This window comes from Embleya sp. NPDC127516, from assembly GCF_044765325.1.
In the GTDB taxonomy this organism is placed as follows: Bacteria; Actinomycetota; Actinomycetes; order Streptomycetales; family Streptomycetaceae; genus Embleya.
The window spans coordinates 1-14,020 of the sequence record NZ_JBIWJT010000056.1 but is presented as its reverse complement, the minus strand read 5'-3'; the positions used below and the strand labels follow the sequence as shown (position 1 = coordinate 14,020).

Sequence of the window (14,020 nt, the reverse complement as noted above, 5' to 3'; positions counted from 1 at the left end):
CCGCGACTGCTTGACCAGCCCGAACCCATGGCCTGACGCCCTACTCGCTGCCCCCGCGCTACACCGGACGTGTACCGGTCCCGACCGAGGGAACACCCCCGTCGGCACGCGGACAACCTCTCGGCCCAAACCGGTCCCGCAGCGTCGACCCACGACCCGGCGCGGGGTCCTGCCGGTGGTCTCCACCGGTCCGATGCGAGGTCGTCGGTGGTGTCGGCTCTGTGTCGGGGTCGGGCGCTATGTTGCCCGGTCGTGGACGCCAACGATCTCGACTTCCGGGCCCGGACGCGGTCCGGTTACGTTCCGCCGGAGCTGGTTGCGCGGTTGCTCGAACGAGGCCGTGCCGACGTGGTGGAGGCGCAGGCCAGACGCGGGCAGTGGTTCTGCGCGTTGGCGTGGGCACGGGTGCTGGGTGATCGGGGCCGGGAGGGCGATGCGTGGGAGGTGCTCGCTCCGTATGTGGCAACGGGCTGGTGGACGGCCGTCGTTGCCGCGGCCGGGTTGCTGGAGGGCTGGGGCCGCGCCGACGAGGCGATCGACATCACCCGGACGCGCATGGAGGCCGGGCACCCGATGGCCTTGGACGCCTATACGAGGCTGCTCGCCCGGCACGGCCGCGCCGAGGAGGCGTTCGACCTGCTCGTGCCGTATGTCGACGACTGGGTGCTCGCCACCGCCCTGGTCGACGTCGCCTGTGTTGCGGGCCGCGACGAGGAGGCCGCCGCGCTGCTCGCCGGCCTGATGCGAGCCGACCACCACTGCGATAGCCCGTGGTGCTGCCGCGGCCTCGATCCCGACACGGCGCTCGGCCTGCTCGCGACGATCCGCGAACGCCAGGGCCGCATCGACGAGGCCGTCGCCCTGCTCCACCGCCGGCAGATCGTCTCGGTCAACGGCCGAGACCAACTGGCCGACCTGTTGGCGCGGCACGGCCGGGTCGAGGAACTGCGCGCCTACGCCGCGTGCGACGGGCATGAGGAGGCCATACGGCGGTTGGCGGAGCTGTTGGAGAAGGGTGGCGACGTGGAGGGCGCGATCGCCGTGTACGGGCCGGCCGACGGCCCCGCGGCCCGGGACCCGAACTCGGCCCACGATCTCGCGCAGCTCCTGGTCCGGCACGGACGGGGAGAGGAGGCGATCGCCGTGATGCGCGCCCGGGCCGACGCCCACCCCGGCGACGACTGGATTCTCCACGCCTTGGCCGAGCTGTGCCTGGACCGGGGCCGCCCCGCCGACGGCCTGGCCCACCTCGACGCCCTCCATTCCCGGCGCGGGGGTGAGGACGAGTGGGAGCTGTACCGGATACGGTTGCCGCTGATCGCCGCCCGCGGCGGCGTCGACGAGGCGGTCGAACACGCCCGCGCCCACTCCGAAGGTGACACCTGGTACGCGGCGGAGGACATCGCACGCCTGCTCGCCGGCGCCGGGCGCACCGAGGAGGCCGTCACCGTCCTCCAAGAGCACGACCGCGGGATCGGTCATGACCTCGCCCACCACCTCGTCGACCTCGGCCGCGTCGAGGAGGCCCTGGCCGTCCTGTTGCACACGAACCCCCCGCCACCACTCGTGCCGACGACGCACCTGTGGTCCCACGAGCCACCACGCTGAAGCCCTGAACGAGCGCCGACGATGACGGGCCATCACTCGGGGGGCGATCGATGTGGCCGCGCGCGGAGGCCGGTATCGCGCGGCTGTGGGAGGACGTGCTCGACCGGCACCTCGTCGCGGCCCGGCTGCTCTCACATGCGAAGACCGCCGACCTGCGACACTGCGGCATTCCCACGCTCGCCGCGTGGCATGGACACCGCGAGCGGGCCCGGTCGAGCGGACGAGCACGCCTCACACTCGCCCCGGACGACGCGGTGCCGGTCGGAGCCGGATTCGCCCGGCCTGGCTCATCCGGGGAGTTCGATGCCGACGTCGTGCCGGCCGGCGCCCTCGGTGATCATCGGCGATCCCGCGACGAAGCCGGGTGCGAGCGCCCGCACCAGCCGCGCCGCAGGATCGCCTTCGGCGAATCGCGGGTACGCCAGGCGGAATTCGGCCCAGTCCACCCGATCGAGCCCGAGCGCGTCCCGGGTGAACGCGCGCCCGCCGTACGTGGGGTCCCACGCCATGAACGTGGCCCGCGTCAACGCGGTGGACAGGCAGACGCGTTCTGCGAGCAGCGCTGCGTCGTGGACGTCCTTGCCCCGCGGCGGATCGTCCTCGATCAGCCACAGGAGCTTCCACGCCAACGACTGCTCGGGCGTGGCCCCGAGCAGCAGATGCGTCTCTGTCCCGTCCGACGACGGGATCTCGACCAACGCCGGTGCGCTGGGCAATCGTTCGCCGCACGCGAAGTCCAGGTGCACCGTCCCGCCCGGCAGCCTCTCGGACCGCCACCGCACACCGAGTCGACGACCGGGCATCCGGTCGTAGTCCCGGATCTCCTCGTCCGACGTCGACGTGGCGAACACCCGCACGCCGCACGGGTCCGCGGCGGACGACTCCTCGGCGCGGCGCGCGATCTCGGCGAACATCCGCGCGGTACGGCCGTCCTGCGGCCGCCACCCACTCGTGGTGACCACGAAGTCCAGATCGCCCGGGTCGCGCGCGGCGGACCCGTACCACGCCCGCAACAACACGCTCCCGCGCAACACGAGTTCGTCCACCCATCGGGACGCGGCAACCGCCGCCAGGACGTGGTCCATCGCCCGCGCCCGATCCCGGCACCACCGTGCCGTCGCGTCCGGGGCGAGCGGGAACGGCGGTGCGGCGGAGGAGGACATGGGGTCGATCCTCCACGGCGCCGGCGGCCGCGGCAACGAAGTTCCGGGCCCCGGTGCGGGTCGGGTGGCGCGGTGGGGGTCGTTCGTCGGTCGTGGATCGCCCGTAGCCACGGTTCCCGGACGGCGGGCAGCCGCGCGAGCGTATACCGGAACGCCTCTCTGGATGGCCGGAACGGGTACCACGGGGGCGGCGGCAGCGGGTCGTCCGCTCCACGCCGGCCGGCAGCCCGCCGACCACGCTGTCGGTGCGCGTTCAGCGGACGCTTCGGTGCCCGGGTGCTGTCGCAGACGGGGCCCGGGCTGCGCCGCTGTGGACGCTGACGATCTCGACCATCGGGCCCGGGCCGTATCCGGGTGTATTCCCCCGCACTTGGTCGTCCGCCTTCTCGAACCGGCGTTGCGTCGACGGGGTTGGTCGGGGATCCCGATATTCGAAGGAGTCCCGGCGGAGGGGTCCGTATTCTCGCGGAGGCGCGTGTTCGTGCGCGGAAGCGGGGGGTTCGGGGATGTTGGTGGATTTCGAGTTGATGTGGTCGACGTTCAAGCCCGGGAGGGGAACGATCCCCAGTGTGGTGTCGTCCGACCCGGTGGAGGGCGGCGTGGCGGTGTTGGCGGAGCTCGACGGTCGGGTGCACTGCGTCCACAACGATTCCCTGGGGTACGGCCGGCATCTGTGGTGGAGCGTGTTCACCCCGGCCTTCGGGGGAGGCGGGCAGTGGGGGGAGCGTCGGCGTATCGAGGTTGCGCATACGGGGACCGCGCCGGCGCTCGCGTCGTTCGGCGGCCGGCTGTACCTGGCGTACCTGACGCGGGAGCCCGACGAGGATTTCCCGGTGTTGATGTTGGCGACGTCGGGCCGCTACGGCGGTTGGGAATCGCGGGCGGTCAGTCGACTGGTCAGTGGACGGCCCGCTCTGGTGGTCCACGACGGATTGCTTCATCTCGTCTTCCACGGGTTCGACCCCTCGGTCGAAGTCCCGGACGGGGTGCGGGAGACGTCCTCGCCCCGCCTGTCGGACACGTTCGTGGGCACCGCGTACCGGTACCGGCACACCGCCGTCGTGTATCACCTGACGTTCGACGGCACGTCCTGGTCGGACGAAGCGCCCCTGCCCGTCGGCGACAGGTTCGACTTCGACCTCGCCTTCCATGGGGGCGGCTGCACATGCTGTTCCGCCGATACGACGACGACCAACGCGATGCCGCCACGATCGTGCACACCGCCGCCCAGCAGGGCGGCACCTGGTTGGAACCGGTCGTGCTCGCGCGGACCGCGGGCACGGGGCGGCCGGTCCTGGCGGTGCACGACGGCCGGCTCCACGCGGCGTGGGCGACGGGGGTCTGGAGCGGACCCGAGGACGACCCGGACGACCACGACGACCCCCAGGCGTGGGAACCGCCGGCGTACGACGCCCTTGTCAGGCTCGCCGTCCTCGAGGACGGCGCGTGGCGCGAGATCCACACGGTGAACGTCGAGGGATGGACCGCGCGGCCCCGGACCCCCACACCGGCACTGATCTCCCACACCGCGCCGGCCGGCCCGAACCGGCTGATGCTCGTGTACCCCGCCCCCGTCGCCCGGGAGCAGTAGACGTCCACGAGCGCGGACTTCTCCCCGCCGAAGACCCCTCGCCATCCGCGCAGTGCCCCCGCGACGGCGTGGTCGAGGAACGACATCCCCTCCAACGCCTGGTGGGTCCGCCCACCCGGCCATCGAACACGCCCGCCGCGATGCCCCCGGGCAACTTGATTCCGGCGACGCCGTAATCTCCGGGTGTGAGCGAGAACGGCAGGCCGACGGGAGAACCCGCTCTCGACGGGCCACCCCACCACCGCCGGATACTGGACGGCACGGACTGGGCATCCCTGGGCACCGGGCCTGGGACGGGGGAGTTCCTGCCGGAGGCGCTGGCACGCCTCCTGGACCCCGACCCGGCCGTCCGGGCCGACGCCGTGACCGACGCGCTCGGGGAGGTGACCCACCAGAACACCATCTACGAGGCCACCGTGCCCGTGGCCCGCTACGTCGCGGCCATCCTCGACCAACCCCACCTCACCGCAGGCGACTTCGACCCCGACACCGCCGCTCCGTCCCGCCGCCCGACGCTGGTGAGACTGCTGGAATGGCTCGGCGACACCGCCCGCGACGCGGACGACGAATGCGTCGCCATCGGCGAACGCCGGCACGGGGAGCGGTTCCTCCACGAGTACGAGGAGATGCGGGCGTTTCGGGACCTGCGGCCGGTGTTCCTCGCCGCTGTCCGGCCCTTCCTCGGCCACGAGAACGCGGACGTCCGCGACGCGGCTCTCGTCGCCGTCGTCCCCCTCTCCGAACACCCTCTCCTGGGCGGGCATCGCAGCGAACTGGCCGATCACGCCCGCCGTCTCCTGGCCACGAGCACCGATCCGCACAACCGGGACCGCGCCTTGGCGGCGCTGAGGGCTTGGGGTCACGACACCGGCGACCTGGAGACCGCGGACGACGTCGTGGCCCGCGAACGGTACGCCCGCGGCGCGGCCGTGGGTGGATACGACGACGACCCGCCGTTTTGAGAACTCGCCGACGAGCACGAGCCTGAGCGCATGATCCGTCGAGCAGGGCCGAGACCCTCGGGGTTCCGTTCCGACGAGCCTTCGTGCCTCGTGGTGGTGTCGGGGTGTCGGGATACGCTGGGTGGGCGATCGGCCGCGTCGAGGCCGGGTGAACACGCCCTCCGCGTCACGTGGCACGACGATTTCGAAGATGTCCCCTTGCATATGCAATCGCATATTCACCCGTGCGAGTGAAAGCCTTCGGGGATGACGGTTCGGGCCTCCGAGTGCGGTTGAGCGGAATCGACCGACGGCGCCGTCGTCCCGGCCATTCGACGTCCTCGCGGTGATCGAATTCGAAAGCGCGTCGCCGCATTTCGATTCATCCTATTTTCACGGACGCCCGTCGTGCGGGCGTTCGAGGAATTGAAGCCTGTTTGTCCAGGTGCGGGGCGTTGGGCCGAATGCGTGGCGGCCGGCCGCCCGCGCCTGCTTGAATGGCGGGGTTCGACCGAACGCAAAAGGCCCCGGGTGCGATTGAGGCGCACCCAGGGCCCAAAATCCGAACGGATATTCCAATGCTCGAATCACTGCGTCGACGATTCACGCGCGAACCGTTGCCGCCAATCGAATATATCATTCCACGTCCTCGTGGCGCGGAAACTCGCGGCATCGACATCTGGGACGTGAGGCTGCGCCTCGGCGCGGCAGCGCCCGCCGCGGCACTGTCCTGGTGGGCCGCCTCACCCGGCGGCGCCGCGCACCCCGTCGCGGTGGGGTTGGCGGTGGCGGCCGCCGCGTTCATGGGGCGCTCCACGATCCGCTGGGCGCGGATCCGCCTGCGCTGAGCCCGACGCCCCCGCCGGTCCGCCGGCACAACCTTGTCCGCCCACCTCGCCGTGCCCACCCGATCCCCGGGGCGGGCACGGCGGGGCGGGGCGCCCCGAGCGAACGGAGATGGACATGGGCGCCGGCTCCCGCGCGACCTCCACGATCTGCCCCACCTGCCGCAAGCACTTCACCCTGCCGCCCACCGGCCGGGGCCGCCCCCCGGAGTACTGCGGCAAGGAGTGCCGAGCGACGGCCGCCAACGCCCGCAAACGCGAGGGCCGCGCACGCGGCCGCGACACTCCCGACGGCACCACACCCGCCGACGTCATCCTCACCCTGGCCACATCACTGGCCAAGGCCTACCACCGCGGAGACGCGCCCCGGCAACTGAACCACCTGCACGAGCAGTTGCGCGCCGAGAACGACCGACTGGCACACCAGATCGGCGAGGCACCCCGCCCCTCCTCGCCCGACCCGCACCCCACGTCCCCGGCCACACCACCGTCGCCGTTTCCGCCCGACGACACCCTCGCCGCCGCCGTCGCGGATCCCTTCGACCCGACCGTGCCCGTGAGCGAGCGCAGCCCGGACCACCACCTCGCCGCCGCCCAACGCATCCAGTTCGCCGCCAAACCCGACACCACCGCCACGCCACCGACCACACCACCACCCCCGACGCCCTGAACACCCCCGACGGCCCGTCCCCGGGCCGCCCGACCTCCCGCGAGGACGCCACCACCCGACGACGCCCGCCCCCGCACCCCACGGAGCAGCCCCATGACCACGTCACGGCCGGCCCCACCCACCGCCTCCGCCGCGTTCACCGCGTTCCGCCTGCGCCACCACCACCCCTACCACCGCTACGCCCACACCCGCGTCCAGGACCATTACCGCGCCGACATTGCCGTCGAGCGCGCCTTCGCCGAACTCGCCGCGCGCTGGGAGGAGATCCTGCGCACCGCCAACCCCAACGGGTACGCCTGGAACGTGCTGACCGAAGCCGTCGACGCCGCCGCGACCGGCGCCCCCGACACCCGCCCCTCCCGCGACCTTCTGCACCACGCCCTGCCGCCGGAGCAACTGGACGCCCTCGTCCTGCACTACCGCCTGGGCATGACGTTGACCAGTACCGCGGACCTGATGGGCGTCGACGCCCCCACCGTCGCCCTGCACCTGGTCCTGGCCGAGAAGGCCCTGCCCGCCGCGATGATCCGCGACCTCGAACGCACCCACCCCGCCTGACGGACCGCTCATCCCGCGCACCCGGGCGACCCACACCGTCCGACGCGGACACCACGGCCCGCCCGCGGTCTCTCGCCCGACCCGCTACGGCTGGCGACGGCCGCGCGCCCCCTTTCGAGCGTTCCCGCTCCGCACGCGCGCCCGTTTCGCCGCCGCCACGCCGAAATCACCCCCGCGGGAGGGCGGTTCACTCCACGGAGTACCGGCGGTCCTGCCGGCGGGGCCCCTAGCATGGGCAAACGTCACCCTGGCGGGAGGTGGCGCGGACGTCGAGGGGACACCATGCACGAGGACACGGATTTCGATCCGCCGCCCATCGACACCAAAACCCCCAGCGTCGCCCGCATGTACGACTACTACCTCGGCGGCACCGACAACTACGTCGCCGACCGCCGCGCCTGCGAGGACCTCCTGCGGATCGTCCCCGACACCCGCGCCCTCGCCCTGAACAACCGCGCGTTCCTGCGCCGGGTGGTGCGCGTGCTCGCCGAACGCCACGGCGTGCGCCAGTTCCTCGACCACGGCTCCGGGCTGCCGACCCGCGACAACGTCCACCAGGTCGCCCAGGCCGTCGACCCCTCCTGCCGGGTCGTGTACGTCGACAACGACCCCACCGTCCTGGCCCACGGCCGCACCCTCCTCGACGAGGACGACGAGAGCACCCTGTTCCTGCAGGCCGACATGCGCGACACCGACGACATCCTCGACCGCCCGATCGTCCGCTCGATGATCGACTTCGACCGGCCCGTCGCCGCGCTGTTCGTCTCCGTCCTGCACTGCATCCCCGAGGAGGACGACCCCAAGGCCCTGATCCGCCGGGTCGCGCAGCGGCTGTGCCCGGGCAGTTTCCTGGTGGTGTGCCAACTCGTCAGCGAGAACCCCCTCGTCCGCCGGAGCGTCACCGACTTCATGGACGAGGCCACCGGCGGCAACTGGGGCGAGGTGCGGCCCCCTTCCGCGGTGCACGACTTCCTCGAAGGCCTGGAGATCGTCCCGCCCGGGCTGATGGAGGTCACCGACTGGTGCCCCGACACCGAACCCCGCATCCTCCAGGGCAAGGACTTCATCGAATACGGCGGCGTCGCCCGCGTCCGCTGACCGAACCCGCGACCCCACCCTCATCGGTCCGCGGGCCGCACCGCACGTCCATCTGCACATCGATCGCGGCTGCGCGCCGGACCGTCTCCTGCCGGGCGAGACCATCGGCTTGGGCGAGCGCGCGGACGCGGTGCAGCACTAGATCTCGAAGAGGGGTTCTGTTCCGTGCCAAGGCGGGGGATCAAGGATCGATCGCAGGTTCGTGATGCTGCGTCGCCAGCGCTCACCTTCGCCGGATTCGTCCCAAAGCTCGGCGATGTAGGACCCTTCTGCCACGACGCGGTCGAGAGCCTCCACCGCGAGAACGCGAACGTCGTCAGTGAACGCCGGCATCGGCTCTTTCGGGCCGAAGACATCGTCGACCGGCTCACCCGCGGGCTGTCGAGCCGCGATCAGGCGGGCCGCGGCGACGGCTTCCTCGAGGTGCTCCTGGGCGCGGACCGCCGCGCGAAGGACCCGACGGATGACGGCTTCGCGTGCGCTCGCGTCCGTCTCATCCAGGGTGAGGGAGAAATCCGCCGCCGTGTCGTTCTCGAACGGCCCCATGCCCCAGGTGCCCATGCCGTCGACCTCCCTTGACAAGGGGGATCCTCGCATGAGCCGCCTGATCAGTCGGGCGGTGGCCCCGGGTGCCCACGCGTCGGGCCCGGCCCGTGGTGGTGATGCCGCATTCGGTCCGGCGCGGGGCAGTGCCTCGGACGCCGGACCGGTTCTCGGGCCCCGTCTCGAACGGCTCGTTGAACGCGTTCGTCGGGCGGCCTGCTGTTCGCGGTCGCGCCCGGGTCGGCGGTGCGGGCGACGGTGGCTCCCTTGCGGGTGAGGCGTTTGGTGGTCACGGCGATCGCGGCCCGGCGGCTGAAGAACCCGAAGTCCCCGGGGAGCATCGGATAGTTCGTAGGAAGCGGGCCACGTGAAGCCGTTGCGTGAGGTAGCGGATCGCGTTGATGTCGCGGCGGTGGTGCTTCCCCCGCCGTGCGTCGTCCGGCACTCAGCCGGTGACTGCCCGCTGTTCGGCGCGGTAGCGGTCGTGGGCTTCGCGGATCATGGCCTTGCTGCGGGCCCGTGATTCCGCCGCCAGGTACAGCGATTCGAGCAGCGCGCGGTAGCGTTCGACGTCCTTGACCCGGCTCAGGTAGGTGGCAGCCTCGACGTGTTCGAGGTAGACCAACTCCTGCAGGCCGCCGTGCGCGAACCGCAACAGCGTCATCGACGACGGCGGGGTCAGCGTCGCGGACTTGGCGAAGCGCACGATCCGCACCTGGATCCGGCGGCGTTCGATCGCCTCGAGCAGGAACCGCATCTGATCGGCCATCACCGCCGGCCCGCCCACCGGACGCGCCAGCACGCTCTCGTCCAGCAACGCGACGAGCGTCTGGGTGCGTTGGCCGTTGCCCAGCACCTCCTGGCGGCCGCGCCGCAACGCCACGCGTTGTTCGATCTCGCGCGGGTCGGCGTCGGGCAGGCCGTTGCGGATGACCGCGCGCGCATAGTCGGGGGTCTGCAGCAGGCCCGGGACCACGTGGACCTCCCAGGTGCTGATCCGGGTGGCCGACTCCTCCAGGCTGATCAACCGCCGCAACCAGCCCGGGGTGACGTCGGCGTACCGGTGCCACCACGGTTTCTGGACGGCCTTGCGCAGCAGGTCCTCGACGGTGGCCAACGTGCCCGGCTCCCGCACCCCGTACGCCTTCAACAACTCCATCACGTCGCGGTGCTTGGGCGGACTCTCGCCCCGCTCCAGCCGCGAGACCTTCGACGCCGACCCGCGCACGACGTCGGCTGCCGCCTTGAGCCCCATGTCGCTCTCCAGCCGCAAATCACGCAGCATCGACCCCAACACCTTCACCGCCGCAGCCGGCCGATCGGGCAGCGGATCCGGACCGGCCTCGCGCGGCGCACCCGGGGCGGGGTCGGGGGACAGGGACACGCGGCGACTCCCAGCGGAACAAGAAAGGGGGGTGTACGCGCCAGTATTCCAAAGGCGCACACCCCCGTCCGCCGATCACACGATCACACCGCGAGCAGGTCGCTATTCGAGAAGACGGTCGAACTCGCCCGCCTTGGCCCCGGCCACGAACATCGCCACCTCCGCCCTCGTGTACACCAACGCCGGCCCCTGCGGATCCCGCGAATTCCGCACCGCGATACCACCACCGGGCACCACGCCCAGCTCCACACACTGACCCGTCGCCGAACTCGCCGCACTCTTCACCCACTCCGTCACACCCAACGAAGCCGCCGGCCCACCGTAGACACCCTCGCGCACGTCCATCACCGCTTCCTCATCCGCCGATCCGCACGCCTCGAAGGGAGGCGCCGCGCCGCCGTGCAACGCCATATGCAATTGCACGGGCCGACTGGGACGATGCTAGTCACGGAAACAGGGGAGCGAAGTCCCCCGAAAGGGTGGCGGCTTGCCCACCTGCGAACTCTGGGATCGCGGGCGCCGGGCCTTGCCGACCGGGACCCCGTCGTCGGCCGGGGCCGGCTGTCCTCCCCGCGCGCCGGGCACCTGTTCGGGACCGGGTCTGCCTGCCACGACCCGCATGGCATGGGGTGGCCCCCGGTAAGGCCCGGGGGATACGGGAGTCGTCGTGTCACGGCGGCGCCGGTTCGGACCGGTCACGTGGTCACCGAACCGAACGACGGTGTCGCCCGGTCACGGTGTGACGGCCGCATGGTCCGGACGACACCGACGACGAACTTCGTCGACGGGAGGCACTGTTCGCCGAGCGGTTGCACGGCCGGCTGCGGACTCTGCCCGGTGGCGCCCAGGGGATGCAGCGCGTTCGTGTCGGTGGCGACCGATAGCGTCCCGACGCTGCCGGAGACCTTGTTCCCGCGTGGGGGCGGCTGCTTACGGCCCTTCGTGCATGCCTGTGCGTCTTCCCCGGGCGAGAGGGCGTCGATGCGGGGGCGTTCGTGTGGGGGCGCGCCGCTCGCGCCGTGCGACCGCAGGGCCGGGCCGCGTTGCGGTGTCCGGCGTCGTCGGGCCGGCGATCGGTGCCGGAACGTCGGGCGTGGGGGCTGCGGTGGTGATCGGGACGAGCCTTGGGGACGGGTGCGGATGAACGAGGATGTCGACGTCGAGGCGTTGCACGAGGCCTGGACCGATTCGTTGCGGGAGGCCTGGGCCGGTGAGTCTTCGCAGGAGGCCTCGATCGGTGGGCCGTTGCCGGAAACCTGGTCACAGGAGTGGCGGGGGACCGAGCGGGACGTGCGCGTGGTGATGGCGCGGATGCCGGTCGAGGTGTGGGACGGGTTCGAGTTCGATCGGGTGCCGTGGTCGCGATTTCCGCACGTGTTTGGGCCCGGCGAGGAAATCGCCGAGGAGTTGGGGCGGCTTCGGTCGGCGGATGCCCCGACCGTGCTTTCGGTCATCCGCGGCTTGTGGGGTTGCGTGTGCCATGCGGGGCAGCCGTCCGCGCCGGGGGCGCTGGCGGTACCGTTCCTGCTGCGCATGGCCGCCGATCCCTCGACGCATCACCGGTCCGAGGTGTTGTGGTTGGTCGGCGGAGTGGCCCGCCGCATCCACAACCACGGATTCGGGCGCGGGGACCTGCTCGTGGTCGGCTACGCGGACGACGAGTGGGCGTTCCCCGCCTGCGGCTACCTGCAGAACTGGTCGATCGCCGCGGCACGGGATGCGATCACCGCGGACGCGGGGATCGTGACGGCGTTGCTCGACGACGCCGACCCCGAGGTGCGCTGCGTGGCGGCCTACGTCCTCGCCGCCGCCTCCGGCGAAGTCGGCCGGATTTCTGCGGCGTTGCACGGTCGCCTGCGCGTGGAGGAGGTCGCGCCGGTGCGGGCGTGTCTGGTCCTGGCAATCGCCCAACTCGCCCGGGAACACCCGGACGAGGAGGCCGTCGCATGGATGCGGACGTGCTGGGCGGACCCGGGACGGCCGGCGGAGGTGCGGGTGAGCGCGGCCCTGGGATGGCTGTGCCTGGTGGACGACCCGATACCCGACGAACTACGCGAGGCCCTCGAGACGACCGTGACCGACGAACTCGCCCGCGTCATGGCGCCCATCCCGTGGATGCACATGATCGACTCCGACGCCGGGTTGCCGCGTTGCGTGGAACATCTGCTCGCTCCCCACGCCCCTCGCGTCGCCGCCCGCAGCCCCGGGGCCTGAGCGGTCGGGTCGGCCGCCGTCGCCGTCGCGTCACGGACGCCGACAACTCCTTCATCACCGTTGAAATCCCGCATCCGGGGCCAAGGGTTCGGGCGGCGACCTCGGTGGTCGGCGCGCGGCTCGTCCGCCGTGTGTGCCGGTCGGCGGTCGAGTTCCTCGTGCCGAGCCCTCCCGTGGCGGACGTCGTCGTCACGTTCCCTTGAGGCCGCCGCCGCGCCCGTGAGCCACCCACCTGTGTCCGGGCCGGGTGTGCGGGGGCGTCGCGGGAACGGAGCGCGCGGGCGGGGACGATCCTCAAGGGCATGAGCCGCGTCCGCCGGCATGAGTTGGAGCGTGCGTACGGATCTGCGGCCGCCGTTCCCGGCGCGCTGTCGCGAGGGGCGCGGGGCGATGCCGGGACGAGCGTGAGTGCTCCGGGCGATGGGCCCCGGCCGTGTGTTGCGCGGATGCCTTCTCCGACGACGTCGTGGCCGCCGCGATAATGGACCGCCCGGTCCACCACGCCGAGGTCCCACCCTCGACGGCGACTTCCACCGAGCCCGCCGACGCCGTGAACTCCTCGCGAAGGAGCACCGTGTGTCGGCGTACATGGTGAATGCGCTCAGCCATGTACGGGTGAACGTCCTCGCCGTGGCGAAGGCGGTTGGGCGGCGGGAGGCACCGGTCGGGGTCCACGAATTCGGGTGACGCGGCTCGATTTCGTCGGGATCATCGGTCGGTTGTTCCGCCACGTCCGACTTCGGGGGTAAACCACGTCCATCCACCAAGAACTTCGAGCCTGGGCGCTGCCGTGGTCCGCCGCCGACCCGCGCCGGAACGCCTTCGAATGGGACGACGACGAGAGGGCCCGTCTCACGGCTCTGGTCGCCTCGATGACACCTGCGGCCGATGTCGACGCGACGGAGAAGTACCGCTTCGCACGCGAGGTGACCGCGTTGCTGGTGTCGCGCTACGGCCGCTGGGCCGGCGGCTGGGACTGGACGATCTACCACGGTGGACCTGTTGCCGCCTGGTACTACCACGCGCATTCGGTCGGAGAAACGGAGGAGGTCGCCGCGCGGGTCGTGGCTTCGTTGCTGGAGTGGCGTGACTGGCTGGAGGACATGGCCGAGCGGTTCGAGGATCTCGCCCCGCCTCCCGACGCGGATGCCGGGGACCGCAGTTGGCATCTGGAGCGCGCGGTGACCCGCCTGGTCACCACGGTGGTGGACCGCACGCAGGCCGAGTCGGGCTGGTACGGGCTGTGCGAGACGACGTTGACCTGGTTCCTGTCCTCCACCGGCCTGGGGCCGGAGGAGGCGGAGGAGGTAGTCGAGGCGGCGATCGGCGGCCGGTTCAAGAGCTGGGTCGAGCCCGCCCCGACGCTGGTCGACGCGGTGGGCGAGGACCTGGCGATCGACCTCAC

Annotated in this window: 13 protein-coding genes; 9 read left to right on the top strand and 4 right to left on the bottom strand. The window is 71.7% G+C overall.

What is annotated here, in order from left to right; all coding sequences use genetic code 11:
- The first annotated feature begins 252 nt into the window (after window positions 1-252).
- Window positions 253-1,608, top strand: coding sequence for a tetratricopeptide repeat protein (locus ACIRL2_RS49485; RefSeq protein WP_402242060.1), 1,356 nt, complete (start codon window positions 253-255; stop codon window positions 1,606-1,608).
- Window positions 1,609-1,895: 287 nt separating this feature from the next.
- Here ACIRL2_RS49485 and ACIRL2_RS49480 read toward each other — a convergent pair whose 3' ends face one another.
- Window positions 1,896-2,771, bottom strand: a complete 876-nt coding sequence (locus ACIRL2_RS49480) for a nucleotidyl transferase AbiEii/AbiGii toxin family protein (RefSeq protein WP_402242058.1) — start codon at window positions 2,769-2,771, stop codon at window positions 1,896-1,898.
- Between the two features lie 1,165 nt (window positions 2,772-3,936).
- Here ACIRL2_RS49480 and ACIRL2_RS49475 point away from each other — a divergent pair.
- The 6 genes from ACIRL2_RS49475 (at window position 3,937) to ACIRL2_RS49450 (ending at window position 8,474) form a co-directional block, all read left to right on the top strand.
- Entirely contained in the window at window positions 3,937-4,362 is a 426-nt protein-coding gene (locus ACIRL2_RS49475) for a hypothetical protein (RefSeq protein WP_402242055.1), read from the top strand.
- 185 nt (window positions 4,363-4,547) lie between these two features.
- Complete coding sequence (locus ACIRL2_RS49470) at window positions 4,548-5,324, top strand: hypothetical protein (protein ID WP_402242053.1); 777 nt, start codon at window positions 4,548-4,550, stop codon at window positions 5,322-5,324.
- A gap of 665 nt (window positions 5,325-5,989) precedes the next feature.
- Entirely contained in the window at window positions 5,990-6,151 is a 162-nt protein-coding gene (locus ACIRL2_RS49465) for a hypothetical protein (RefSeq protein WP_402242050.1), read from the top strand.
- A 115-nt stretch (window positions 6,152-6,266) separates the two neighbouring features.
- Window positions 6,267-6,818: a hypothetical protein gene (locus ACIRL2_RS49460; RefSeq protein ID WP_402242047.1), complete on the top strand. Its 552-nt coding sequence runs from the start codon at window positions 6,267-6,269 to the stop codon at window positions 6,816-6,818.
- A gap of 93 nt (window positions 6,819-6,911) precedes the next feature.
- Entirely contained in the window at window positions 6,912-7,376 is a 465-nt protein-coding gene (locus tag ACIRL2_RS49455) for a sigma factor-like helix-turn-helix DNA-binding protein (protein WP_402242044.1), read from the top strand.
- A 282-nt stretch (window positions 7,377-7,658) separates the two neighbouring features.
- Entirely contained in the window at window positions 7,659-8,474 is an 816-nt protein-coding gene (locus tag ACIRL2_RS49450) for an SAM-dependent methyltransferase (protein ID WP_402242043.1), read from the top strand.
- A gap of 138 nt (window positions 8,475-8,612) precedes the next feature.
- Here the strand turns inward: ACIRL2_RS49450 and ACIRL2_RS49445 are convergent, their stop codons facing one another.
- The 3 genes from ACIRL2_RS49445 to ACIRL2_RS49435 form a co-directional block, all read right to left on the bottom strand.
- Complete coding sequence (locus ACIRL2_RS49445) at window positions 8,613-9,035, bottom strand: DUF4259 domain-containing protein (protein WP_402242040.1); 423 nt, start codon at window positions 9,033-9,035, stop codon at window positions 8,613-8,615.
- 427 nt (window positions 9,036-9,462) lie between these two features.
- Complete coding sequence (locus ACIRL2_RS49440; RefSeq protein WP_402242038.1) at window positions 9,463-10,401, bottom strand: helix-turn-helix domain-containing protein; 939 nt, start codon at window positions 10,399-10,401, stop codon at window positions 9,463-9,465.
- Window positions 10,402-10,503: 102 nt separating this feature from the next.
- Window positions 10,504-10,824, bottom strand: coding sequence for a DUF397 domain-containing protein (locus tag ACIRL2_RS49435; RefSeq protein WP_402242036.1), 321 nt, complete (start codon window positions 10,822-10,824; stop codon window positions 10,504-10,506).
- 717 nt (window positions 10,825-11,541) lie between these two features.
- Between ACIRL2_RS49435 and ACIRL2_RS49430 the strand changes: the two genes are divergently transcribed.
- Window positions 11,542-12,615 carry a hypothetical protein gene (locus tag ACIRL2_RS49430; protein ID WP_402242033.1) on the top strand — a complete coding sequence of 358 codons (1,074 nt, stop codon included), beginning with the start codon at window positions 11,542-11,544 and terminating at the stop codon, window positions 12,613-12,615.
- Window positions 12,616-13,487: 872 nt separating this feature from the next.
- Window positions 13,488-14,020 (top strand): hypothetical protein (locus ACIRL2_RS49425; protein ID WP_402242030.1); only part of this gene is annotated, 533 nt, incomplete at its 3' end.

Bases quoted from the DNA above. Each gene is read 5' to 3' on its own strand.
- ACIRL2_RS49480 (WP_402242058.1), bottom strand. From the start codon at position 2,771: ATGTCCTCCTCCGCCGCACCGCCGTTCCCGCTCGCCCCGGACGCGACG.
- ACIRL2_RS49460 (WP_402242047.1), top strand. From the start codon at position 6,267: ATGGGCGCCGGCTCCCGCGCGACCTCCACGATCTGCCCCACCTGCCGC.
- ACIRL2_RS49455 (WP_402242044.1), top strand. From the start codon at position 6,912: ATGACCACGTCACGGCCGGCCCCACCCACCGCCTCCGCCGCGTTCACC.
- ACIRL2_RS49475 (WP_402242055.1), top strand. From the start codon at position 3,937: ATGCTGTTCCGCCGATACGACGACGACCAACGCGATGCCGCCACGATC.
- ACIRL2_RS49430 (WP_402242033.1), top strand. From the start codon at position 11,542: ATGAACGAGGATGTCGACGTCGAGGCGTTGCACGAGGCCTGGACCGAT.
- ACIRL2_RS49450 (WP_402242043.1), top strand. From the start codon at position 7,659: ATGCACGAGGACACGGATTTCGATCCGCCGCCCATCGACACCAAAACC.
- ACIRL2_RS49445 (WP_402242040.1), bottom strand. From the start codon at position 9,035: ATGGGCACCTGGGGCATGGGGCCGTTCGAGAACGACACGGCGGCGGAT.